This is a genomic window from Microbacterium sp. 71-36, assembly GCF_001898305.1.
Classification (GTDB): domain Bacteria; phylum Actinomycetota; class Actinomycetes; order Actinomycetales; family Microbacteriaceae; genus Microbacterium.
This window is the reverse complement of the sequence record NZ_MKTP01000001.1, coordinates 163,738-187,148: the sequence shown is the minus strand read 5'-3', so window position 1 is coordinate 187,148 and position 23,411 is coordinate 163,738. Positions and strand designations below refer to the sequence as shown.

The 23,411-nt window shown below is 70.8% G+C and carries 20 protein-coding genes; 14 read left to right on the top strand and 6 right to left on the bottom strand.

Annotation, left to right across the window (positions count from 1 at the left end):
- Positions 1-19: 19 nt before the first annotated feature.
- From secD to BGO45_RS00860, 3 genes are all read left to right on the top strand, one after another.
- On the top strand, positions 20-1,729 hold the full coding sequence (gene secD, locus BGO45_RS00870; RefSeq protein WP_076490482.1) for a protein translocase subunit SecD: 1,710 nt from the start codon (positions 20-22) through the stop codon (positions 1,727-1,729).
- Positions 1,729-2,715, top strand: a complete 987-nt coding sequence (gene secF, locus BGO45_RS00865; RefSeq protein WP_292690043.1) for a protein translocase subunit SecF — start codon at positions 1,729-1,731, stop codon at positions 2,713-2,715. The genes secD and secF overlap by 1 nt, the downstream gene beginning before the upstream one ends.
- A gap of 67 nt (positions 2,716-2,782) precedes the next feature.
- Positions 2,783-5,035: a bifunctional (p)ppGpp synthetase/guanosine-3',5'-bis(diphosphate) 3'-pyrophosphohydrolase gene (locus BGO45_RS00860; RefSeq protein ID WP_292690041.1), complete on the top strand. Its 2,253-nt coding sequence runs from the start codon at positions 2,783-2,785 to the stop codon at positions 5,033-5,035.
- A 12-nt stretch (positions 5,036-5,047) separates the two neighbouring features.
- Here the strand turns inward: BGO45_RS00860 and BGO45_RS00855 are convergent, their stop codons facing one another.
- The 3 genes from BGO45_RS00855 to BGO45_RS00845 form a co-directional block, all read right to left on the bottom strand.
- Complete coding sequence (locus BGO45_RS00855) at positions 5,048-5,587, bottom strand: type IV toxin-antitoxin system AbiEi family antitoxin (RefSeq protein WP_292690039.1); 540 nt, start codon at positions 5,585-5,587, stop codon at positions 5,048-5,050.
- 64 nt (positions 5,588-5,651) lie between these two features.
- Complete coding sequence (locus BGO45_RS00850) at positions 5,652-7,211, bottom strand: DUF349 domain-containing protein (RefSeq protein ID WP_366515029.1); 1,560 nt, start codon at positions 7,209-7,211, stop codon at positions 5,652-5,654.
- Between the two features lie 81 nt (positions 7,212-7,292).
- Positions 7,293-7,580, bottom strand: coding sequence for a dioxygenase (locus tag BGO45_RS00845; protein WP_292690037.1), 288 nt, complete (start codon positions 7,578-7,580; stop codon positions 7,293-7,295).
- A 107-nt stretch (positions 7,581-7,687) separates the two neighbouring features.
- Between BGO45_RS00845 and BGO45_RS00840 the strand changes: the two genes are divergently transcribed.
- From BGO45_RS00840 to BGO45_RS00790, 11 genes are all read left to right on the top strand, one after another.
- On the top strand, positions 7,688-9,067 hold the full coding sequence (locus BGO45_RS00840; protein WP_292690036.1) for a replication-associated recombination protein A: 1,380 nt from the start codon (positions 7,688-7,690) through the stop codon (positions 9,065-9,067).
- 218 nt (positions 9,068-9,285) lie between these two features.
- Complete coding sequence (rpsD, locus tag BGO45_RS00835) at positions 9,286-9,915, top strand: 30S ribosomal protein S4 (protein WP_076490487.1); 630 nt, start codon at positions 9,286-9,288, stop codon at positions 9,913-9,915.
- 352 nt (positions 9,916-10,267) lie between these two features.
- On the top strand, positions 10,268-10,552 hold the full coding sequence (locus BGO45_RS00830; protein ID WP_292690034.1) for an ATPase: 285 nt from the start codon (positions 10,268-10,270) through the stop codon (positions 10,550-10,552).
- Positions 10,553-10,612: 60 nt separating this feature from the next.
- Positions 10,613-13,282, top strand: a complete 2,670-nt coding sequence (gene alaS, locus BGO45_RS00825) for an alanine--tRNA ligase (protein WP_292690032.1) — start codon at positions 10,613-10,615, stop codon at positions 13,280-13,282.
- Positions 13,279-13,752, top strand: a complete 474-nt coding sequence (gene ruvX / locus BGO45_RS00820; protein WP_292690030.1) for a Holliday junction resolvase RuvX — start codon at positions 13,279-13,281, stop codon at positions 13,750-13,752. The genes alaS and ruvX overlap by 4 nt, the downstream gene beginning before the upstream one ends.
- 1 nt (position 13,753) lies before the next feature.
- Positions 13,754-15,382, top strand: a complete 1,629-nt coding sequence (gene mltG / locus BGO45_RS00815) for an endolytic transglycosylase MltG (protein ID WP_292690027.1) — start codon at positions 13,754-13,756, stop codon at positions 15,380-15,382.
- Positions 15,376-16,212 (top strand): shikimate dehydrogenase, encoded by an 837-nt coding sequence (locus tag BGO45_RS00810; RefSeq protein ID WP_292690025.1) that lies wholly within the window; start codon positions 15,376-15,378, stop codon positions 16,210-16,212. The genes mltG and BGO45_RS00810 overlap by 7 nt, the downstream gene beginning before the upstream one ends.
- Positions 16,213-16,216: 4 nt before the next feature.
- Positions 16,217-17,443 (top strand): chorismate synthase, encoded by a 1,227-nt coding sequence (aroC, locus tag BGO45_RS00805; protein ID WP_292690023.1) that lies wholly within the window; start codon positions 16,217-16,219, stop codon positions 17,441-17,443.
- Positions 17,430-17,966: a shikimate kinase gene (locus tag BGO45_RS00800; protein WP_292690021.1), complete on the top strand. Its 537-nt coding sequence runs from the start codon at positions 17,430-17,432 to the stop codon at positions 17,964-17,966. Before aroC ends, BGO45_RS00800 begins: the two co-directional genes overlap by 14 nt.
- The gene (gene aroB / locus BGO45_RS00795) at positions 17,963-19,039 is read left to right on the top strand and encodes a 3-dehydroquinate synthase (RefSeq protein ID WP_292690019.1); all 1,077 of its coding nucleotides are present in this window, start codon (positions 17,963-17,965) and stop codon (positions 19,037-19,039) included. The genes BGO45_RS00800 and aroB overlap by 4 nt, the downstream gene beginning before the upstream one ends.
- 102 nt (positions 19,040-19,141) lie before the next feature.
- Positions 19,142-20,380, top strand: coding sequence for a heparan-alpha-glucosaminide N-acetyltransferase domain-containing protein (locus BGO45_RS00790; RefSeq protein ID WP_292690017.1), 1,239 nt, complete (start codon positions 19,142-19,144; stop codon positions 20,378-20,380).
- Between the two features lie 52 nt (positions 20,381-20,432).
- Here the strand turns inward: BGO45_RS00790 and BGO45_RS00785 are convergent, their stop codons facing one another.
- The 3 genes from BGO45_RS00785 to BGO45_RS00775 all read right to left on the bottom strand — a co-directional run bounded on the left by BGO45_RS00785 (position 20,433) and on the right by BGO45_RS00775 (position 23,398).
- Positions 20,433-21,752: an MFS transporter gene (locus tag BGO45_RS00785; RefSeq protein WP_292690015.1), complete on the bottom strand. Its 1,320-nt coding sequence runs from the start codon at positions 21,750-21,752 to the stop codon at positions 20,433-20,435.
- 13 nt (positions 21,753-21,765) lie between these two features.
- Complete coding sequence (locus tag BGO45_RS00780; RefSeq protein ID WP_292690013.1) at positions 21,766-22,647, bottom strand: shikimate dehydrogenase; 882 nt, start codon at positions 22,645-22,647, stop codon at positions 21,766-21,768.
- Between the two features lie 118 nt (positions 22,648-22,765).
- Complete coding sequence (locus BGO45_RS00775) at positions 22,766-23,398, bottom strand: TetR/AcrR family transcriptional regulator (RefSeq protein ID WP_292690011.1); 633 nt, start codon at positions 23,396-23,398, stop codon at positions 22,766-22,768.
- Positions 23,399-23,411 lie beyond the last annotated feature (13 nt).

The following is a 23,411-nucleotide window of genomic DNA, read 5'->3' as shown; positions in this document are numbered from 1 at the left end:
CGCACAGAAAGCCGACTCCGTGGCGCCCTCGACTCCCGTCCGCCATGCCTGGCGCGTGCTGACCGGACTGCTCGCCATCACCGGCGTGCTGTTCGGCATCAACGCGCTCGGCGTGTACGCGTTCCAGGCCAGCTCCTGGACCCCCGACCTCGCCCTCGACCTCCAGGGCGGCACGCAGATCATCCTGGCCGCGCAGACGACCGACGGGGCGAACCCCGACGCCGACCAGCTGGCTCAGGCCGTGACGATCATCCGTCAGCGTGTCGACGCCTCGGGTGTCGGCGAAGCCGACGTGGCCACCGAAGGCGGCCGCAACATCGTCGTGCAGATCCCGGGCCAGGCGGATGACGCGACGCGTCAGCGCATCCAGAGTTCGGCGCAGCTGCAGTTGCGGGCGGTGCTGTTCACGGGCTCGCCGGCGACCTCCTTCGTCGGACAGGACGGCCAGAACACGCCGTACCCGACGCCCGACCCGTCGCTCCCGGCCACGCCCACCGCATCGCCGACCAACGGCAGCGACACGTCGTGGATCACCCCCGCTCTGCAGGCGCAGTTCCTCGCGTACGACTGCGCGAACCCGGCGAACAACCCGGCGCAGGCTCCCGCGGATCAGCCGCTCATCACCTGCAGCGACGACGGCTCCGTGAAGTACATCCTCGGCCCCGTCGAACTCGACGGCACCGACATCAGCAACGCCACGAACGGCCAGGAGCAGAACACCGGCCAGTGGGCCGTGAACCTCGTCTTCAACGACAAGGGCACCGACACCTTCGGCAAGATCAGCCAGCGCCTGTACGGTGCGCAGCCGCCGCTGAACCAGTTCGCGTTCGTGCTGGACGGCTCGGTGCTCTCCGCACCGTCGATGAACGGCATCATCGTCGACGGACGCCCGAGCATCACGGGCAGCTTCACCCAGGAGTCGTCGAAGGCCCTCGCCGACCAGCTCAAGTACGGCGCCCTGCCGCTGAGCTTCACCGTCGTCAGCTCGGACACGGTGTCCGCGACCCTCGGTTCGCAGCAGCTGCAGGTCGGCTTCATCGCCGGTCTCATCGGCCTGGGGCTCGTCGCGATCTACTCGCTGATCGTGTACCGAGCGCTCGGGACCGTGATCATCGCGTCGCTCGGCGTGATGGCGGTGCTGACGTACGTGACGCTCTGCATCCTGGCGTGGAGGATGGGCTTCCGACTGTCACTCGCCGGCGTCGCGGGTCTGATCGTCACGATCGGGTTCACCGCGGACTCGTTCATCGTCTACTTCGAACGCATCCGTGACGAGTTGCGCGACGGCAAGTCGATCACGGCCGCCGTCGAAGACGGATGGTCGCGCGCCAAGCGCACGATCTACATCTCGAAGTCGATCAACATCCTCGCCGCCGTCGTGCTCTACATCCTCGCGGATGCCACGGTGAAGGGCTTCGCGTTCACGCTCGGCCTCACGACCGCGATCGACATCCTCATCTTCATCCTCTTCACCCACCCGGTGATGCAGCTGCTGGCGCGCACGCGATTCTTCGGCTCCGGCCACCCGCTCTCGGGCATGGACCCCGAGGCCCTCGGCGCCGTCTACCGGGGTCGCGCGCAGTTCCGCGCCCCCGCTCCCGCCGTCTCCGGCCGGGCGAACCGCTCGCGCGGGGAGGCCCAGCGCCGCCAGACCATCGCGGAACGCAAGCGCGCAGAGCTCGCGGCCGCACAGGGCAATAGCCGCTCCACGAAGGAGGGAGACGACTGATGCGCTCCATGTCGCAGCTCGGCAACGACCTCTACTCCGGGAAGACGTCCTTCCCGTTCGTGCAGCGTCGTCGCCTGTGGTTCATCATCGCCGCGGTGCTCGTGATCGGCGCGGCCCTCGTCCCGCTGTTCCGCCCGATCCAGTTCTCGATCGAATTCACCGGCGGGTCGCAGTTCACCGTCTCGAACCCCACGTCGTTCGACCAGTCCATCGCGACCGACGCCGTGGCATCCGTCGTCCCCGGCACCACGACGCGCGTGACCACGATCAGCGGTCAGGCCGTGCGCGTGCAGACCGACCAGCTCGACGACGCCCAGACCCAGGCGGTCTCGGAGGCGCTCGCCCAGGGGTACGGCGTTCCGACGAGCGAGATCACGAACTCGTTCATCGGCCCGACCTGGGGCGCCGACGTCACCCGCCAGTCGCTGTGGGGTCTGTCGATCTTCCTCGCGCTGACCTTCGTCATCCTCGCGCTGTACTTCCGCACGTGGAAGATGTCGGTCGCCGCGATCATCGGTCTGGTCGACGTGCTCGTCATCACCGTCGGCATCTACGCCGTGTTCGGTTTCGAGATCTCGCCCGCCGCCGTCATCGGGTTCCTCACGATCCTGTCGTACGCCCTGTACGACACCACGGTCGTGTTCGACAAGGTGCGGGAGAACACCCGGCAGGACGGCGAGATCTCGGGGCGCACGTTCGCCGAGTCGGTGAACCTCGCTGCCAACCAGACGCTCATCCGCTCGATCAACACCACCGTGGTGGCGATCCTGCCGGTCGGTGCGATCCTCTTCATCGGCGTGCCGCTCGGCGCCCGCACGCTGAGCGACATCTCGCTGTCGATCTTCGTCGGCACGATCGTCGCGGCCTACTCCACGCTGTTCGTGGCGGTCCCGCTGTACGCGCTCCTGCGCGAGCGCGAGGCCCCGATCAAGCAGCGGGACAGCCGGGTCGTGTCCGCGCGCGAGAAGGCCGGTGTCCCCGCCTGACGGCGGGCACCGGCCCCGCGCGGCGTAGGATGGGAAGACTGATCGCAGCGCCCGGGGGAGGGGATCGATGACCGAGACCACGTCCCCCGCGCCACCGCCGTCGTCGTTGCGACGACTGGTTCCGCGCATCTTCTCGCGCGCCGCGCGGCGCGACGATGTCGACAAGCTGCTGCGCACGGTCCGCACGCATCACCCCAAGGGCGACCTCGGCATCATCGAGCGCGCCTACGCCGTGGCCGACAAGGCCCACGAGGGACAGAAGCGCCAGAGCGGTGAGCCGTACATCACGCACCCGCTCGCGGTCGCGCAGATCCTGGCCGAACTCGGCCTCGGCCCCAAGGCGATCGCGGCGGCGCTGCTGCACGACACCGTCGAAGACACCGGGTACCCGCTCGACGAGCTCGCCGCCGACTTCGGCGACGAGGTCGCGATGCTCGTCGACGGCGTGACCAAGCTCGACAAGGTCAAGTACGGCGAGAGCGCGCAGGCCGAGACCGTCCGCAAGATGATCGTGGCGATGTCCCGCGACATCCGCGTCCTGCTCATCAAGCTCGCCGACCGCCTGCACAACGCCCGCACCTGGGGTTTCGTGCCGCCGCACAAGGCGGCGAAGAAGGCCACCGAGACGCTCGAGATCTACGCGCCGCTGGCCCACCGACTCGGCATCCAGGCGATCAAGAGCGAGCTCGAAGACCTGTCCTTCGCCGTGCTGCACCCCAAGCTCTACGCGGAGATCGAAAGCCTCGTCCGCCAGCGCACGCCGCAGCGCGAACAGTACGTCCAGACGGTGATCGAGAACATCGACGCCGACCTCCGCGAGCTCCGCGTCCGCGGCCGCGTCATGGGACGCCCCAAACAGCTGTACTCCGTGTACCAGAAGATGGTCGTGCGGGGCCGCGAGTTCGACGACATCTACGACCTCATCGGCATCCGGATCCTCGTCGGCACGGTGCGCGACTGCTACGCCGTGCTGGGCGCGATCCACGCGCGGTGGACCCCGCTGCCCGGGCGGTTCAAGGACTACATCGCGACCCCGAAGTTCAACCTGTACCAGTCGCTGCACACGACGGTCATCGGTCCCAGCGGCCGGACCGTCGAGATCCAGATCCGCACGCACGAGATGCACCAGCAGGCGGAGTTCGGCGTCGCCGCGCACTGGAAGTACAAAGAGCGCATGGCCGGCGGGAAGACGGATGCCAAGGCCTCCGACACCGACATGGCCTGGATCGCCCGCATCTCCGACTGGCAGGCCGAGACCGCCGACCCGGGGGAGTTCCTCGACTCGCTGCGCTTCGAGATCGGCGCGAAAGAGGTCTACGTCTTCACGCCGAAGGGCCGTGTGATCGGTCTGCCGACGGGCGCGACCCCGGTCGACTTCGCCTACGCGGTGCACACCGAGATCGGTCACCGCACGATGGGCGCCAAGGTCAACGGGCGGCTCGTCCCGCTCGAGACCGAGCTGCAGTCCGGCGACGTCGTCGAGGTGTTCACGTCGAAGAACCCCGATGCGGGACCGAGCCAGGACTGGCTGGGCTTCGTCAAGAGCACCCGGGCCCGCAACAAGATCCGCGGCTGGTTCACGAAGGAGCGCCGCGAAGAGGCCATCGAGCAGGGCAAGGACTCCATCGCCCGCGCGATGCGCCGCCAGAACCTGCCGTTGCAGCGCCTGATGAACCAGGACTCCTTCACCGAGGTCGCCCGCGGGTTCCACTACGAGGACGTCTCCGCGCTGTACGCCGCGGTCGGCGAAGGCCACGTCTCGACGCAGTCGGTCATCGAGAAGGTCACGGCGCTCGTCAGCGCCGACGACACCTCCACCGGCCCCATCGATCTGCCGCAGGTCGGCCGCAGCCGCGCGCCGCGCGGGGGCGACTCGGGCGTGCTCGTCCGCGGTGCCCCCGACATCCTGGTCAAGCTCGCGAAGTGCTGCACCCCGGTGCCGGGCGACGAGATCGTCGGGTTCGTCACGCGGGGCAGCGGAGTGTCGGTGCACCGCGCCGACTGCACGAACGTGAAGTCGCTGCGGGAAGACCCCGAGCGGTTGATCGAGGTCGAGTGGGCGCCGACGACCAAGAGCGTCTTCCTCGTGCAGATCCAGGTCGAGGCGCTCGATCGATCAGGGCTGCTGAGCGACGTCACCCGCGTGCTGAGCGAACACCACGTCAACATCCTGTCGGCCACCGTGTCGACGACGAACGACCGCCTGGCCCTCAGCAAGTTCGTATTCGAGATGGGCGACACCGTGCACCTCGACCGCGTGCTCAACGCCGTGCGACGCATCGACGCGGTGTACGACGTCTATCGCGTCACCTCGTCCTGACGTCCGCGCGGATCACCGCAGCGCCGTCGTCGCGAGCACCTCGTCGGCGCGGCGCCCATAGGGGAACCGCGGATGCCGGGACAGCCACGCGCGCGCGGACGCGGCGAGGGCGGGGTCGGACGCACCCCAGGCGCGCGCCGCGGCGAGATCGTCGGCATCCGCGGAACGGGCGAGATCCACGAGGGTACGCTCGGGGCTCGCGACCCGGACGCCGGCGATCACCAGGACGTCGGCGGGGGCGATCCGTACGTCGTGCGTGACGACGCCCGCCGCACGTGGGGCACGCGCACGCTCGGCGGACGCTCGCTGAAGGTGGTGCCGCGACGGCTCGAGCTCGACGGCGCCGTGGACCCACGCCGCACTCACCCGTACCGCCGCCCATCTCTCACCGATCAGGGGCGCGAGGCTCCGGGCCCGCATCCACGAGGTCTCCACGGCATCGGCGGGCATGAACCCCTCACCGATCGGCGTGAGCAGACCGTCCAGGCAGGCCGCGGTCAGCTCCGCCAGCGACAACCGTTCACCGGGGAAGTACAGAAAGGGAGAGACCATCCCGCCAGTGTGCCGGGATGGTCTCTTCCTGTGCGTCGCCGGGACGCCGAGCTGTGGAGAACGCTCAGCCGCCGAGCGCGCGCAGCCACGTGCGACGCGCCTCGAGGGCTTCGGAGGCCTGGGCCGCAGCGCGCTTGTCGCCCTTGGCCTGGGCGGCCGCGAGTTCGGCCTCGAGCTTTTCGATCGCGTCGGTCAGCTGCCGCGTCATGTCGTTGGCGCGGGCCTTCTGCTCGGGGTCGTTCCGCTTCCACTCGGCGTCTTCGCGGGTGCGCACGCTCTGCTCGATCTTGCGGAGCTCGTCGTCGAGGACGCGCTCCTTGTCGCGGGGGAAGATCCGCCCGATCTCGTCCCACTGCCGCTGGATCGCGGTGAGCTTCTGGCGAGCCGTCGCGAGGTTCTTCTCGTCGACGATCGGTGCGGCCTCCTCGAGGAGAGCGCGCTTCTGCTCGATCTTCTCCTTGGATGCCTCGGCGTCGGCGGTCTCGCGCTCGATGCGTGCGCCGTACAGCGCGTCGCCCGCGGCCTTGAACCGGGCCCAGAGCGCGTCGTCGACCTTGCGGCCGGCACGGCCGGAGGCCTTCCACTCGTCGAGCAGGTCGCGATAGGCCGGGATGCCGTCCTCACCGCGGGGAGCGAGGGCCTCGGCGCGCTCGACCAGGCGCGTCTTGGCGTCACGCGCGACCTTGTGGGTCTCGTCGAGCGCGGAGAAGAACTCGCGACGGTGGCGGTCGACGGTCGCGCGCGCGTCGCGGAAGCGGCGCCACAGCTGCTGGGCGGTCGACTTCGGCAGGCGGGGACCGTTCTGCTGGTGGGCCTGCCACCGGTCGAACAGGTCCGACATGTCGGCGGTCATCTGCTTCCACTGCACCGACTGCGGATCGCGGGCGGCGAGGGCCTCGGCATGCTCGACGATCTCGGTGCGCTCGCGCACGGCGTCCTCGACGGCTTCCTTGGCCGCCGCCGCTTCGGTCTCGGTCGCCTCGGCCAGCTCGGCGGTCAGGGCGTCGAGACGTTCGAGGAGGGCGGCGAGGTCGCCGACAGCGGCGGCACCGTCGACCTTGGCCCGCACCGTCGCGGCGGTCGAGCGCAGGTCGGAGGCGGATGCGCCGCCGCGGCGGTGACGCACCTCGAGCAGGGTCACCTCGCCGGCCAGGTCGGCGAACTTGCGCGTGAAGTAGGCCAGGGCTTCGTCGGGCGTGCCGTCGGGATACTGCCCCACGATCCGCCATTCGCTGCCTTCGCGCACGGAGACGGTGCCGTCCTCATCGACGCGGCCCCACGGTTCGACCGGGGCCGCGACGCGCGCACCGGGGCGCGGACCGGGCCGAGGGCCGGGTGCGGGGGTGGCCCGGGGCGCGGCGGGCGCCTCAGCGGCGGGAGCCTCCTCAGCGGCGGCATCCTCAGCGGGAGTCTCCTCGGCGGGCGCCTCCTCAGCGGGGGCCTCCTCGGCGGGGGCGTCGGCGTCGGCGGAGGACTCGGTCGGCTCGTCCGCGGCGACCGGAGCGGCCTCCGCGTCGATCGTGGTCTCGTCCGCGGCGGGCGCGGTGGGCTCTTTGACCACGGCGTCGTCGTCGGCGACGGCGGGGGTGGTGTCGGGGGAGTCGGAGGAGGGAACGGAAGTCACGGGAAGCACCTCATCGCGGCAGGGCCGCCTGGGGGAGAAGGACGCTTCGAGCCTAGTACGACGGATGCCGTCGTCACAGGTTCACGGCGTGGACGAGACCTCGGGGTCGGGCAGAACCGGGCCGCTGGGCACCGGGCTCGGCGTGTCGACGACGGTCGGCTCCGGTGCGGGAGCGCCGGGGCCGGCGACGAAGTAGACGGTCTGCAGACCGATCGCGGCGCCGATCACCACGACGCCGACGACGAGCGCGAGAACGTTGTCGCGCGTGCGCCGTCGCCCTTCGCGGCGGTGGAGCTCCTGGCGGGCCTGATACGCCCGCGTGCGCTCGCGCTGCTCGCGGCTCTGCCGGTCCTTGCCACCCGTCGCCACATCGACCTCTCTTCACCGCCTGCGGAACGCCCCGATCCTACGCACCTCGCCGATGACGTCACAAAGACGCCCGATCCGGTGTCGGCGGTCGCGATTAGCCTGGATCCGTGACCAGTGCTTCCGCCCTCTTCCAGGGTCAGACCCCGCTCGCCGTGCGCATGCGCCCGACGAGCCTCGACGAGGTCGCCGGCCAAGGTCATCTCCTCCGTCCCGGCTCACCGCTGGTCACCCTCGCCGGCGCCGACTCCTCGGCATCCGGATCCGCCGTCTCGGTCATCCTGTGGGGGCCGCCCGGCACGGGCAAGACGACGCTCGCACAGGCGATCGCGCGGTCGTCGGGTCGTCGCTTCGTCGAACTCTCGGCGATCACCGCCGGGGTGAAAGACGTGCGCGAGGTCATGCAGGAGGCCCTCACCCAGCGCGATCTCTACGGACAGTCGACGATCCTGTTCCTCGACGAGATCCACCGCTTCACGAAGGCGCAGCAAGACGCGCTGCTCCCGGGCGTCGAGAACGGATGGGTGGTGCTGATCGCCGCGACCACCGAGAACCCGTCGTTCTCCGTCATCTCGCCGCTGCTGTCGCGTTCGTTGCTGCTCACCCTCCGACCGCTGGGCGACGACGATCTCGGTGCTCTCGTCGACCGGGCCGTGACGGATCCCCGCGGCCTCGACGATCGTGTGGTGCTGAGCGACGACGCCCGCTCGTCGCTCGTGCGACTGGCCTCCGGAGACGCGCGCCGCGCGCTCACCGCCCTCGAAGCCGCGGCATCCGTGGCCGCCGACCACGCCACGTCCGACGCAGCCGACGAAGACGACGACGAAGACGACACGGATGCCGACGACCCGCGTCCCGTCATCACCGGCGACCACATCTCCCAGGCCGTCGATCGCGCCCTGCTGCGCTACGACCGGCAGGGCGACGAGCACTACGACGTCATCAGCGCGTTCATCAAATCGATCCGCGGATCCGACGCCGACGCGGCGATCCATTACCTCGCGCGCATGATCGAAGCCGGCGAAGACCCCCGGTTCATCGCCCGCCGGCTGGTCATCTCCGCCGCGGAAGACATCGGTCTCGCCGACCCGCAGGCGCTGCAGATCGCGGTCGCCGCCGCCGACGCCGTCGCCTTCATCGGAATGCCGGAAGGGCGCATCCCGCTCGCCGAAGCCACGGTCTACCTCGCCACGACGGCGAAGTCGAACGCCGCCTACACCGCGATCAACGCCGCGATCGCCGATGTGCGCGCCGGCGGGTTCGGTCGCGTCCCCGTGCACCTGCGCGACGCGCACTACGCCGGGGCCAAGCGGCTCGGGCACGGCAAGGGCTACAAGTACGCGCACGACAGCGACATCGGCATCGTCGCGCAGCAGTACCTCCCCGACGAACTCCGCGGGAAGCGCTACTACCAGCCGACCTCGCACGGCGCCGAGCGCGACGTCTCCGCCCGACTCGAGAAGATCCGCCGCATCCTCGACGGCGGGTGAGATCCGCCGCCGTCGACGCGGCGGGCCTGGCCTGGACCGCGTTCGTCGCGACCACGGTCTGATAGCCTTAGTCGGTTCGAAACCGAGTTTTCGGGCATCCCCTCTCTTCTTCACCGACCTTCCGGCATGCCCCGGCGTGCAGTCCGGACAGGGCGAAGAGAGCGTGATACGTCCGTGAGCCGCGAAACGCGCGGCCACGTCATCGGAAGGAGTACTTCGTGGCAACGAAGTCCCAGGACCGCCGCAAGGTCCGTCTGTCGCGCGCCCTCGGCGTCGCGCTCACCCCCAAGGCCGCCCGCTACCTCGAGAAGCGTCCCTACGCTCCCGGCGAGCACGGCCGCACCAAGCGCAAGGCCGACAGCGACTACGCCGTGCGTCTCCGCGAGAAGCAGCGTCTGCGCGAGCAGTACGGCATCCGCGAGAAGCAGCTGCGCATCGCGTTCAACGAGGCCCGTCGCACCGATGGCCTGACCGGTGAGAACCTGGTCGAGCTCCTCGAGATGCGTCTGGACGCCCTCGTCGTCCGTGCCGGCTTCGCCCGCACCACCGCCCAGGCCCGCCAGCTCGTCGTGCACCGCCACATCCTGGTCGACGGCCAGCTCGTGGACCGCCCGTCGTTCCGCGTGAAGCCGGGTCAGCAGATCCACGTCAAGCCGAAGAGCGAGGGCCTCGAGCCCTTCCAGGTCGCCGCCGCCGGTGGGCACGCCGAGGTGCTGCCCCCCGTTCCCGGTTACCTCGAGGTCGACCTGGCCACGCTGCAGGCGAAGCTCGTGCGTCGCCCCAAGCGCGCCGAGGTGCCCGTCACGTGTGACGTTCAGCTCGTCGTCGAGTACTACGCCGCTCGCTGAGTCTCCGACTCACGAGCCGAAGGGCGCCGGGTTCTCCCGGCGCCCTTCGCCGTTTGCGGTCGCGCTCCCGCGCGGCCTGGCGTCGGTCCCCTTCGCTCTCCCGCGCGGCCAACGAAAGCGTCGGTTCATTTGCCTCAGATCGTCGATGCGCCGTCGAGCCAACGACCACCTGCGGCAATCGAACGGGGAGGCGTCGGTTCGGGAGCCCCGGACCGCCCGGCGTGGGAGGGCGGCACGCCGGCAGGGAACGGATGCCGAGTCCTGCGGCATCCCGTCGGGCGCGCGCTCTCGCGACCCTGTCGCCTACGATGAAGGGATGCCGCGCCCGCGGCGCTCGCTCGAGGAAGAAGTGGTGAACGTGAGAAGCCTCGTCTGGTTCGTATTGGGCATCGCCGGAGGCTTCGTCGCCGCGCACCTGGTCAACAAGGACCCCCGCGGTCAGGAGCTGCTGGCGCAGGTCGACGCGCGCATCGGAGAGTTCGCCGACCGGATGAGCGACGCGTACCACGAGCAGGAGACGCGCCTCTCCGACATCCTCGACGACGCCAAGAGCGTGGCGGCCTCCGCCGTCGAGGCGACCGCCGACGCCGCCGGCTCCGTCGCCGACGCGGCGAAGAAGGCCGCCCCCACCGACTGACCTCCCGGCATCCCGCCCCGCTCGCCGGGGCGGATCCGCACGCCCACGGAAAGACCCCACATGAAAACCGCCGAGATCGCTCAGCGCTTCCTCGACTACTTCGAGAAGAAGAACCACACCATCGTGCCGTCGGCCTCGCTCGTCACCGACGATCCGGCCCTCCTCTTCACCGTGGCCGGCATGGTGCCGTTCATCCCCTACCTGAGCGGTGTCGTGCCGCCGCCCTATCCCCGCGCGGCGGACGTGCAGAAATGCATCCGCACCAACGACATCGAAGAGGTGGGCAAGACGCCCCGTCACGGCACCTTCTTCCAGATGCTGGGCAACTGGTCGTTCGGCGACTACTTCAAGGAAGACGCGATCCGCTACGCGTGGGAGCTGCTCACGTCGTCCGAGGCCGAGGGCGGCCTCGGCTTCGATCCGAAGGACCTGTGGGTCACCGTCTACGAAGAGGACGACGAGGCGCACGACCTCTGGCGCACGCTGACCGACCTGCCCGAGGAGCGCATCCAGCGGCTCGGCAAGGACACGAACTACTGGTCGACCGGCCTCCCCGGCCCCGCCGGTCCCTGCTCGGAGATCTTCTTCGACCGCGGTCCCGAGTACGGCGTCGACGGGGGACCGGCGACCGACGACGACCGCTACGTCGAGATCTGGAACCTCGTGTTCATGCAGTACGAGATCACGAACGTGCGATCGAAGTACGACTTCGACATCGTCGGCGAGCTGCCGGCGAAGAACATCGACACCGGCATGGGCCTGGAGCGCATCGCGTTCATCAAGCAGGGCGTCGACAACATGTACGAGACCGACCAGGTGCGTCCGGTGCTCGACCTGGCGGCGAAGCTCGCGGGCAAGGCGTACGGCGCCGAGTCGCACGAGGACGACGTGCGCCTGCGCATCGTCGCCGACCACGTGCGGTCGTCGCTGATGCTGCTCGCCGACGGCGTCACCCCCTCCAACGAGGGCCGCGGCTACATCCTCCGCCGCATCATGCGCCGTGCCATCCGCTCGATGCGCCTCCTGGGCGTCGAGGGGCCGACGTTCCCCGAGCTGTTCGCCGCGTCGCGCGACGCGATGAAGGGGTCGTACCCGGAGGTCGAGTCCGACTACGCCCGTCTCTCCGCGTACGCCATCGCCGAGGAGCAGACCTTCCTCCGCACTCTCGCGGCGGGATCGGCGATCCTCGACCAGTCCGTGGCGGATGCCAAGAACGGCGGCGCCACGACGCTGTCCGGCTCCGAGGCGTTCCTGCTGCACGACACGTACGGCTTCCCGATCGACCTGACGTTGGAGATCGCCGAGGAGGCGGGGCTCGCGGTCGACCGCGGCGCCTTCGACACCCTCATGCAGGAGCAGCGTGCCCGCGCGAAGGCCGACGCCCGCTCCCGCAAGGGCGCGATCGCCGACCAGAGCGTGTATCGCGAGTTCCGCGCGCTCGGTGAGACGGTGTTCACCGGGTACACCGATCTCGAGACCGAGTCGAAGGTGCTCGGCATCCTCGTCGACGGGCGCAGCGTCGACCGCGCCTCCGCGGGCCAGATCGCCGAGGTCGTCCTCGCCGAGACGGCGCTGTACGCCGAGTCCGGCGGCCAGGTCGCCGACAAGGGCGTCATCGTCGGACCCGGGTACGAACTCGAGGTGCTGGACGTGCAGCGTCCGGTGCCGGGGCTCATCAGCCACACCGTCGAGGTGACCAGCGGCGAGGTGTCGGTCGACGCCCCCGCGACGACGGTGGTCGATGCCCTCAACCGCCACTCGGCGCAGCAGGCGCACTCCGCCACGCACCTCGTGCACGCCGCGATCCGCGACACCCTCGGCAAGACCGCGACGCAGACCGGATCGCTCAACCGCGCCGGCTACATGCGCTTCGACTTCAGCTGGGGCGCGGCGCTCTCGCCCGAGACGCGCACCGAGATCGAGGACATCGCCAACAACGCCGTCCGCGACAACCTCGAGGTCACGACGCGCGTGCTCTCGCTCGACGAGGCGAAGGCCTCGGGCGCGATGGCGCTGTTCGGCGAGAAGTACGGCGACACGGTGCGCATGGTCGACATCGGCGGTCCCTGGTCGCGCGAGCTGTGCGGCGGCACGCACGTCGCACGCAGCGCCGAGATCGGCCTGGTGAACCTCGTCGGCGAGTCGTCGGTGGGGGCGTCGAACCGCCGCGTCGAGGCGCTGGTGGGCCTGGACGCCTTCCGCGATCTCGCTGCCGAGCGGGCGATCGTCTCGCAGCTGACGTCGTCGCTCAAGACCCCCCGCGAACAGCTCACGACCCGCATCGCGGAACTCGCCGCGAGCCTGAAGGCCGCCGAGAAGAAGATCGCCGCGTTCGAAGCGCGGGCGCTCTCCGACCGGCTGCCGCAGCTCGTCGAGTCCGCGACCTCGGTCGGCACCGTCCGCGTCGTCGCGCAGTCGCTCGGCGAAGGGGCGTCCGCGGACGATGTGCGCACGCTCGCACTCCAGGTGCGCGATCGGCTCGGCTCCGACGCGGGCGTCGTCGCCCTCGGCTCGGTCGCCGGTGGCCGCGCCACCGTGGTCGTCGTCACCAACGACGCGGCTCGCGAACGTGGCCTCGCCGCCGGCGCCCTGGCCAAGAACGCGGCGGGCGTGCTCGGCGGTGGCGGCGGCGGTCGTCCCGATGTCGCCCAGGGCGGTGGCACGGATGCCGCGGCACTGCCGCAGGCGCTCGAGGGCATCGTCGCGGACGTGCGGGCGATCACGGCGTGACGGAGTTCCGGCGCGGCATCCGGCTCGGCATCGACGTGGGCCGCGCGCGCGTCGGCGTCGCACGCTCGGACCCGGACGGCCTCCTCGCGGTGCCCGTGGAGACGGTACCGCGCAAGGGGGAGCCCGTGCGCCGGATCGTCGCCCTCGCCGCGGAGTACGAGGCGTTCGAGGTGCTCGTCGGGCTGCCGCTCAACCTGCGGGGCGACGACACTCCGTCGACGACGGACGCCCGCCGCTTCGCCGGGGAACTCGCGGCGGCGCTGTCGATCCCGGTGCGGCTCGTGGACGAGCGGCTCAGCACCGTGTCGGCCCACGGCGTGCTCCGCCAGGCAGGACGCTCCCAGCGGGATTCTCGTAGCATTGTGGACCAGGTCGCCGCTGTGGTTCTGCTGCAGCAGGCGCTCGACGTGGAGCGACAGTCCGGTGAGCCGGCCGGACCCGCCGTAGCACCGGGACAGGAGCCCGCCTGACATGCCCGAAAACGACCCGACCGACCCTTTCGCCGAGCTGTACGGCCGTCTACCCGACCCTCGTTCGGGGGCGACCGGCGCCACAGGGCGCGACAGCGAGGGCGCCGACGCCCCGGCCTCGGACGGCCACGCTCCGTCGTCCCGCCGCGCGGCGCGCGAGGCTCGCCGGGCGCAGACCGGCCCCACGCCGGCTGCCACGCCCGCGGACGGCGGCTCGATCGCCGCCCGCGCCGCCGGGTCGCCTGCCGCGGCGGCGCCCGAGCCGCGCCCTGCCGTCGACCCCCGATCCGCGGGGGAGCCGCGCCTTCCCGACACGGCCCGCGCCACCGAACCGCGTTCCGCCGAGGACGCCCGTCCCGCCGGCCCGCGGCGCACTCCGCAGGCCGATCCCGAACCGACCCGCGAGCCCGTGCTCGTCGGCGCCGGAGTCGCGGCCGCCGGGGCTTCAGAGGCCACTCGGCCCGTGGCATCCGGGTCGCTGGACGACCTGTTCTCGGGTCGGGCGCACACCGACGAGGTGCGCGGCGCCGCCCGGCCGCCGAAGCGACGTCGCCGCGTGGGCGGCTGGATCGCCCTGGCGGTGGTGCTCGTCATCCTGGGTGGGCTCGTCGGCGGCGGGGTCGTGGTGTGGAACACCTACGGCGACCGCGTCCGCGAGTTCCTCGGCACCGGTGAGCCCGCGGACTACGCCGAGGGCATGGCCACCGGCGAAGCGCGTGTCACGATCGCGTCCGGCGACACCGGCGAGTCCGTGTCGCCGAAGTTGTTCGAGGCCGGGATCACGAAGCAGTCCGATTCGCTCTACAAGTACATGGTGAAGAACGCGGTGGCGTTCACGTTCCAGCCGGGGGTGTACAAGCTGCAGCAGCAGATGTCTTCCGCGGCCGTGCTCGCGGCACTGGGCGATCCCGCGAACCGTCTGAACCTCACCGTTCAGCTCCGCGAGGGGCTGACACTCGAACAGTCGCTCGATGCGATGTCCGAGCAGTTGGGCATGCCGCGGGCGGACTTCGAGGCGGCGACCGCCGACCCGTCGCAGTACGGCGTGCCGGCCTCGACGCTCGAAGGGTGGATCTTCCCCGCGACCTACGACTTCGATGAGGGGGTCACGGCGACCGAGATCATCCAGAGGATGGTGCAGCGCACGGTCCAGTCTCTGGATCAGGCCGGGGTTCCCGAGGCCGATCGGGAGCGCATCCTGATCATCGCGTCGATCATCGAGCGCGAGGCGCGCAACTCCGATGACTTCTACAAGGTCTCGCGGGTGATCGAGAACCGTCTCCAGCCCGACAACGACGAGACCCACGGTCTGCTGCAGATGGACTCGACGGCGCAGTACGGAGTCGGCGAGATCGGTGCGGGGAGCTCGTCGTCGTCGGAGAACGCCCTGACGAGCGACAACCCCTGGAACACCTATGTGCGCCCGGGGCTCCCGGTCGGTCCGATCTCCAACCCGGGCGATCTCGCGATCGACGCCGCCATGCACCCCGTCGACGGCAGTTGGTACTACTTCACCACGGTGAATCTGGCGACGGGCGAGACGGTGTTCTCCACCACCTACGCCGACCAGCTGAAGGCCGTGGACCAGTTCCAGCAGTGGTGCCGCGCGAATCCCGACGGCGGATGCTGAGTCCCGTCCGGCTCGCGGTGTGGGGCGACCCGATCGACCATTCGCGGTCGCCGGCGCTGCACGCGGCGGCGTACCGCGCGTTGGATCTGCCCTGGGAGTACGGGCGGGAGCGGGTGACCGAGGCCGGCTTCGTCGGGGCCGTCGACGCTCTCGACGCCACCTGGCGCGGCCTCTCGCTGACGATGCCGCTGAAGAACGTGGCGGCGGAGAACGCGGTGTCCCTCGATGATGCGGCACGTCGGACGGGTGCGGTGAACACGTACCTGCTGACCGACGACGGGCCGCGCGGCTTCAACACCGACGTCGGGGGACTGGCCCGTGCCCTCCGCGAGGCCGGGGTGACGCGACCCCGCAACGCCCGGATCCTCGGGGCCGGCGCGACCGCCACCTCGGCGGTGCTGTCGCTGGCCGAGCTGGGCGCCGAGCGCGTCGAGGTGGTGGCCCGGCGTCCGGAAGCCGCCGCCGCTCTGCGCGCGTTGGGGCGCTCCGTCGGCGTCGACGTCGTGTCGGCCGCCTTCGACGCGCCCGGCACGCCGGACGCCGTCGCCGTCACCATCGGGGCGCTCCCCGGGGGAGTGGATGCCGGTCCCGGCATCCGTCCGTTCGCCGAGAACGGCGGTCTCCTCGTCGACGTCGTCTACGGAACCTGGCCGACCCCGCTCGCCGAACAGTGGCGTGCGGCGGGGAACACGGCGATCAACGGCCTGCCCATGCTGCTGCACCAGGCGCTGCTCCAGGTGCGGGTCTTCGTCGGCGGCGACCCCGCGGTGCCGCTCGAGCGCGAAGACGACGTGCTCGCCGCGATGCGCGCCGCGGTCATGGGAGGATAGGGGCATGCTTCGCGTGCTCACGGCCGGGGAATCCCACGGTCCCGAACTGGTCGCCCTCATGGAGGGGATGCCGGCCGGCGTCCCGATCTCTCCCGCGCAGATCCGCGCGGACCTGGCTCGTCGCAAGCTCGGCTACGGCCGCGGCTCGCGCATGAAGTTCGAGGAGGACGAGCTCACGCTGTCGACGGGCATCGTGCACGGCTTCACGATCGGCAGCCCCATCGCGCTGCGCATCGGTAACACCGAGTGGCCCAAGTGGGTCGAGGTGATGAGCCCCGAGCCGGTCGAGCTGTCCGACCGTTCTCGCGGTCGCGGCGCGGCGCTCACGCGCCCCCGCCCGGGCCACGCCGACCTCGTCGGCATGCAGAAGTACGGCTTCGATGAAGCACGTCCGATCCTCGAGCGCGCCTCCGCGCGCGAGACCGCGGCGCGCGTGGCTCTCGGCGCCGTCGCCCGCGCGTTCCTCGGGGAGCTCGGCGTCCGACTCGTCAGCCACACGCTCTCGATCGGCCCGGTGCGCGTGCCCGAGGGCTCCGCGCTGCCGACGCCCGACGACGTCGAGCTGCTCGACGCCGATCCGCTGCGCTGCTTCGACCCCGCGACCTCCGCGGCGATGGTCGCCGAGGTCGACGACGCGAAGAAGGCCGGTGACACGCTCGGCGGCATCGTCGAGGTGCTCGCGTACGGCCTCCCGCCGGGGCTGGGCTCGCACGTGCAGTGGGACCGTCGACTGGATGCCAAGCTCGCCCAGGCCCTGATGAGCATTCAGGCGATCAAGGGCGTCGAGGTCGGCGACGGCTTCCTCACCACGACGCGCCGCGGGTCGCAGGCCCACGACGAGCTGTTCGCGACCGGAGACGGGATCACCCGCTCGTCCGACCGCGCGGGCGGCACCGAGGGCGGCATGTCGACCGGCACCGTTCTGCGGGTGCGCGCCGGCATGAAGCCGATCGCCACGATCCCGCACGCGCTGCGCACCGTCGACGTCGCCACGGGCGACACCGCCGCGGCCCACCACCAGCGTTCCGACGTCTGCGCCGTCCCCGCGGCGGGCGTCGTCGCCGAGGCGATGGTCGCGATCACGCTCGCCGACGCGGTGCTGGAGAAGTTCGGTGGCGACAACGTCGCCGAGACGCGCCGGAACCTCGAGACGTACCTCGCTCACCTGCCGGAGACGCTGCGCACCACCGACGCCTCCGACGCGGCGTTGCTCGCGCATGACCTCGGCTGACGTCCGCGAGGGCGCGCTCGTGCTCATCGGACCGATGGGCGCGGGCAAGACGAGCGTCGGACGTCGCGTCGCGCGCGCGTTGGGGGAGACCTTCAGCGACACCGACAAGATCGTCGTGCGCGACCACGGCCCGATCCGCGACCTGTTCCTCGCCCACGGCGAGGCGCACTTCCGGGCGATCGAACGGGATGCCGTGGCCGAAGCGCTCGACCGCGGAGGCGTCGTCGCGCTCGGCGGGGGAGCGGTGCTCGACCCCGTCACACGCGAGCGCCTGACCCGGCATCGCGTGGTGCTGCTGACCGTGGCGCCGCACGTCGTGGCATCCCGGATCCACGGGGACGAGCGCCCGTTGCTGGGCGGCGAAGACCCGGCGGAGCGCTGGCTCCGCATCTACGAGGAGCGGCGCCCGATCTACGAGGCCGCCGCCGACATCGCCTTCGACACGTCGTCGGGTCCGCTGGCCCGCGTCGTCGACGACATCGTGGCCTGGGCGCGTCCCGTCCCGGCCCAGGAGACCCCATGAGCGACACCACCACCATCGCCGTCGCCGGCGACCCCGGATACGACATCACGATCGGCCGCGGCCTGCTCGCCTCCCTCGGCGAGAAGCTGCCCGCGGCGGCGCAGAAGGTGCTCGTCGTGCACCCGCCGACGCTCGCGGCACAGGCCGAGGCGTTGCGCGCGCAGCTGGTCGGCGACCGCCAGGTCCTGCTCGCGGAGATCCCCGACGCGGAGGCCGGCAAGCGCATCGAGGTCGCGGCGTTCTGCTGGCAGGTCATGGGCCAGGCCGACTTCACGCGGACGGACGCCGTCATCGGCTTCGGCGGCGGCGCGGTCACCGACCTCGCCGGGTTCGTGGCCGCGACGTGGCTGCGGGGCGTCGCCGTCGTCCAGGTGCCGACGACCGTGCTGGCGATGGTCGACGCGGCCGTCGGAGGCAAGACGGGCGTCAACACCGCGGAGGGCAAGAACCTGGTGGGCGCCTTCTGGCCGCCCCACGCGGTCGTCTGCGACCTGGACCTGCTCGACACCCTGTCGAAGAACGAGGCCACCGCGGGCTTCGCCGAGGTCGTGAAGGCCGGGTTCATCTGGCATCCCGAGATCCTGGACCTGATCGAGGCCGACCCGTCGGGGATCGTCGACCCGCGGGGGGACGCGTTCCGCCGCTGCATCGAGCTCGCGATCGACATGAAGGCGCGTGTCGTCGGCGAGGACCTGCGCGAGGCGGGCCTGCGCGAGGTGCTGAACTACGGTCACACCCTGGGCCACGCGATCGAGCACGCGGAGCGGTACCGCTGGCGTCACGGCGCCGCGATCTCGGTGGGCATGGTGTTCGCCGCCGAGCTCTCGCGTCTGGCGGGCCGTCTGTCCGACGACGTCGCCCAGCGCCACCGCACGGTGCTCGAGTCGCTGGGCCTTCCGACGACCTACCGCGCGGGCGCGTTCCAGACGCTCAAGGCGACGATGCAGCGCGACAAGAAGAGCCGCGGCAGCATGCTGCGCTTCATCGTGCTCGACGACCTCGCCCGCCCGACGGTGCTGCAGGCCCCCGACGAGTCGCTGCTGTTCGCGGCGTACCAGGAGGTCGGGGCGTAACGACACCTGTGTCCACAGGGGGTTTCCGCGTCATCCTCGGGGCGCGCTGTTACACCGCCGGGCCGACGCGGGCGGGCGGACCCGCTCCCTAGCGTCGACGTCATGGACACTCGTACCGCTCTCGCACCGCCCGCCCGTCGGCTCGGTTCCGCTCGCGTGTGGGGTATCGACATCGCCCGGTTCCTCGCGCTCGGGGGAATGATGATGGCTCACGTGTGGCAGGTGAACACCGACGGCAGCGCATCAGCGCTCCATCCATTTGTCTCGGGGAGGGCAGCCGCACTCTTCGCCGTCCTCGCCGGGGTCGGCATCGCCCTGACCACCCACAGCGACCTCGCCGCCGGAAGGTTCGGAGCCGCTCGCGCCGCGGTGTTCGGCCGCGGTCTGGCTCTCGTCGTCCTGGGGCTGACCCTGGGGTTGATGCCCTCCGGACCGTTCATCATCCTCGCGTACTACGGAATGGTGTTCTGGGTTCTCGTGCCGCTGCTGCGGGTGCCGTCGCCGATCCTCTTGGCCCTCGCGGGCGTCCTCGCCCTCGGCTGGCCACCCGTGTCGATGATGGTGCGCACCGGGCTGCCGCCGTTCGAGCTGGGATCCCCGAGTTGGTTCAGCCTCGCAGACCCGGCGATGTTGTTGCGCGGACTGTTCCTGACGGGCATCTATCCGGTCCCCACCTGGATCGTCTACGCGCTGGTGGGGCTCGTGGTCGGTCGCGCCGTCCGCGCGGCGACCGATACGGCGGCGGTGCGGCGATTGGCATGGCGCATGACGGCGATCGGCGCGGCATCGACGCTCGTCGCGTGGGGTGTCGTGCGCGCGATCGCGGAGCCGACGATCGCGGGGATCGCCGAAAGGCTGCACGCCGATCCGGCGATGGTCGACGCACTGTACTTCGGCGACTCCTTCGGCACCGTGTTCGCGGGGGATCCGGCGATGCTGCTCTCACCATCCGCTCACTCGGGGACGACTCTCGATCTCGCCCTCACCGTGGGGATCGCCCTCGCCGTGCTCGGCCTCTGCCTGCTCCTGGGCACGGTCCTCACCGCCAGGGTGCGCCGTGTCTTCGAGCCGATTCGACGCGCGGGGGCGGCACCTCTGACCATCTACGCCCTGCACGCCACCGCCGTGGGCATCGCCATGCTCATCGCCCAGGGCGACGGCGACGGCCCGCTGCAGTGGTACACCGAAGGCGCGGGCATCTGGGCGCTGAACGTGGCCGGGGCACTCCTCATCGGGACGATCCTGATGATCACCGACCGGCGTGGCCCGCTGGAGGCCGTCGTGACGTGGACCGGACGGCAGGTGTCACGCCCCTGGCGGCGCGCGGCCGTTCCCGCCTGATCCCCGACGACGGCCCCCTCCCGGAGGAGGGGGCCATCGTCGTTCGGGAGGATCAGACGGTCGCGGGGACGCGCTCCTCGGCGCGCAGTCCGAGCTGCCCGGTGGGCACGTCCTTCGTCTCGCGGGCGGTCAGCGCGCTGACCGAGGCCACGATGGCGATCACCGCGGTGAAGACGCTGATGACGATCCAGCCGTTCTCGCCGCTCCCGCCGAGCGCCGCGACGATGCTGGGCGCGAAGCCGGCCATCAGGAAACCGAGCTGCGTTCCGATCGCCATGCCGGAGAACCGGACGCGCGTGGAGAACATCTCGCCGTAGAACGAGGGCCAGACGGCGTTCGCCGCGGCGTAGCCGAACGAGAACGTGAGGATCGCGAGGCCGAAGGTGAGCAGGTCGTTCCCCTTGCCCATCGACAGGATGTAGAAGGGCATGAACGCCGCGGACGACAGTGCGCCGTAGATGAAGACGGGCTTGCGGCCGATGCGGTCGGCGAGCCGGCCGAACAGGGGCTGGGTGCCGAGGGCGACGATGTTGGCCACGACCACGAGCCACAGGGTGACGCTCGCGGCGAGCCCCTGCTCCTTGCCGTAGGCGATGGCGAGGGTGCCGAAGACGGTGGAGACCGCGGCGATGAACGCGCAGCAGATGACGCGCAGCACGTCGCGCCAGTGGTCGCGCAGCAGCGGGACGAGCGGCATGCGGGCGATCTGTCCGGTGGCCTTGGCCTGCTCGAACTCGGGCGTCTCGTGCAGGCTCCGCCGGATGAAGAACGCCACGATCACGACGACCGCGCTGAGCCAGAACGGCACGCGCCAGCCCCAGCTGAACTTGATGTCGTCGGGCAGGGCGACGACGGGGATGAAGATGAGGGCGGCGAGGATCTGGCCGCCCTGGGTTCCCGTGAGGGTCCACGACGTGAAGAACGACCGACGGTTCTCGGGGGCGTGCTCGAGGGTGAGCGACGACGCTCCCGCCTGCTCGCCGGCGGCGGAGAGCCCCTGCATCAGACGGCAGACGACGAGCAGCGCGGGGGCGAACCACCCGATCTGCGCGAAGCCCGGGAGGCATCCGATGATGAAGGTCGAGAGGCCCATCAGCAGCAGCGTGAACATCAGCACCTTCTGCCGACCGATCCGGTCGCCGAAGTGGCCGAGGATCACCGCGCCGACCGGGCGGGCGACGTAGGCGAACCCGAAGGTCGCGAACGACATCACCAGGGCCGCCTGATCCCCGGACGGGAAGAACACCGTCGGGAAGATCAGCGCGGCCGCCGAGCCGAACAGGAAGAAGTCGTAGTACTCCACGGCGCTGCCCATGAAGCTCGCGGCGGCGGCCTTCACGGGAGTCTTCCGCGTCGTTGCGGTGGTGGTCATGGACGTGTGCTCCTTAGCGGGCGAGGACGTCGCCGGCGGCGACGAGGTCGAGGAAATGGGCGGTCATGCGGTCGGGATCGGGTCGCGTCCCGGTGATGAGGGCGAAAGCGTCGACGGCCTGGTGGACCGCCATCCGTCCGCCGCCGAGGGTGCGGCAGCCGCGTTCGCGCGCGGTGATCAGCAGCTCGGTGTCGAGCGGCCGGTAGACGATGTCGGCGACCCAGAGGTCGGGCCGCAGCAGGTCGGCATCCAGGGGGAGTCCGGGGTGCTCGGCCATCCCGACGGGCGTGCAGTGCACGAGACCGTCGGCTCCCGCGAGCACGGCCGCGAGATCGGCGGGCACGGCGGAGTCGACCACGGCGGACGGATGCCGTGCCGCGAGGTCTCCGGCGAGGGCACCGGCGCGGGCGGCGTCGATGTCGACGATCGTGAGCTGCGCCGCACCCGAGCGCAGCAGGGCATCGGCGACGGCGGACCCGGCTCCTCCCGCCCCGAGCTGCACCACCCGGTCGGTCACGGCATCCGGGAGTCCCTCGCCGAAGGCGGCGGCGAACCCGGTCGTGTCGGTGTTGTAGCCGACGCGGCCCGAGGGTGTGAACAGGACGGTGTTCACGGCGCCCAGCGCTGCGGCCACGGGGTCGATGCGGTCGAGGTGCGCGATCACGCTCTGCTTGCACGGGTGCGTGACGTTGACCGCGTCGTAGCCGAGGCGCTCCGCCCAGGCGAGCACGTCGCCGATGCGGGCGGGGTCGATGCCGAGCGAGGGGAGGTCGAGGGGCCGGTAGACGTAGGTCAGGCCGAGCGCGCGCGCCTCGGCCATGTGCATCGGCGGAGTGAGCGAGGGCAGGACGCCCGCGCCGATGAGGCCCACGAGGTACGGGTGCGAGTCGATCACGGTACTCCTTCGTCTCCGGATCCCGGTCGTCGGCGGCGAGCCGCTATGTACTAACCGGTACGTTCACAGAAAAGCACGACGAACGACGCCTGTCAACAGGGGCGTGGATGCCGGCGGCTCAGGCCGCGGGGGAGGTGAGCCACCCGACGACGACGTCGCCGATGACCGACCGCAGGTGCGCGCGCCGGGCAGGGGCCGCCAGATCGACGTCGAACAGGTGCCCGAAGGTGTAGCGGTTCGCGACCTGGAAGACGCAGTAGGCGCTGATCACGAGGTGCACGTCGATCGCCTCGACGTCGTCGCGGAAGAGCCCCGCGGCGCGACCGCGCTGGAGGATCTCGTCGAGCACGTCTTTCGCGGGCTTCGAGGCCTCGCGCAGCCCGTCGATCTGGCGGATGAACTCGCCGCGGTGGATGTTCTCGATCGCGACGAGCCGGATGAACGCGTCGTGCTGGACGTGGTGGTCGAACGTGACCTCGGCGAGCGCACGCACGGCCTGCACGGGATCGGAATGGTCGACGTCGATGCCGCGCTCGGCCTCACGGATGCCGCGGTACGCCTCTTCGAGGACGGCGCGGTACAGGCCTTCCTTGCCGCCGAAATAGTAGTAGATCATCCGCTTGGTGGTGCGGGTGCGGGCGGCGATCTCATCGACGCGGGCGCCGGAGTAACCGTCTTCGGCGAAGACCTCGGTCGCGACGGCGAGGAGCTCGGCGCGGGTGCGCTCGGCGTCTCGGCGGACCTCGGGCATCGGCCCAGACTAG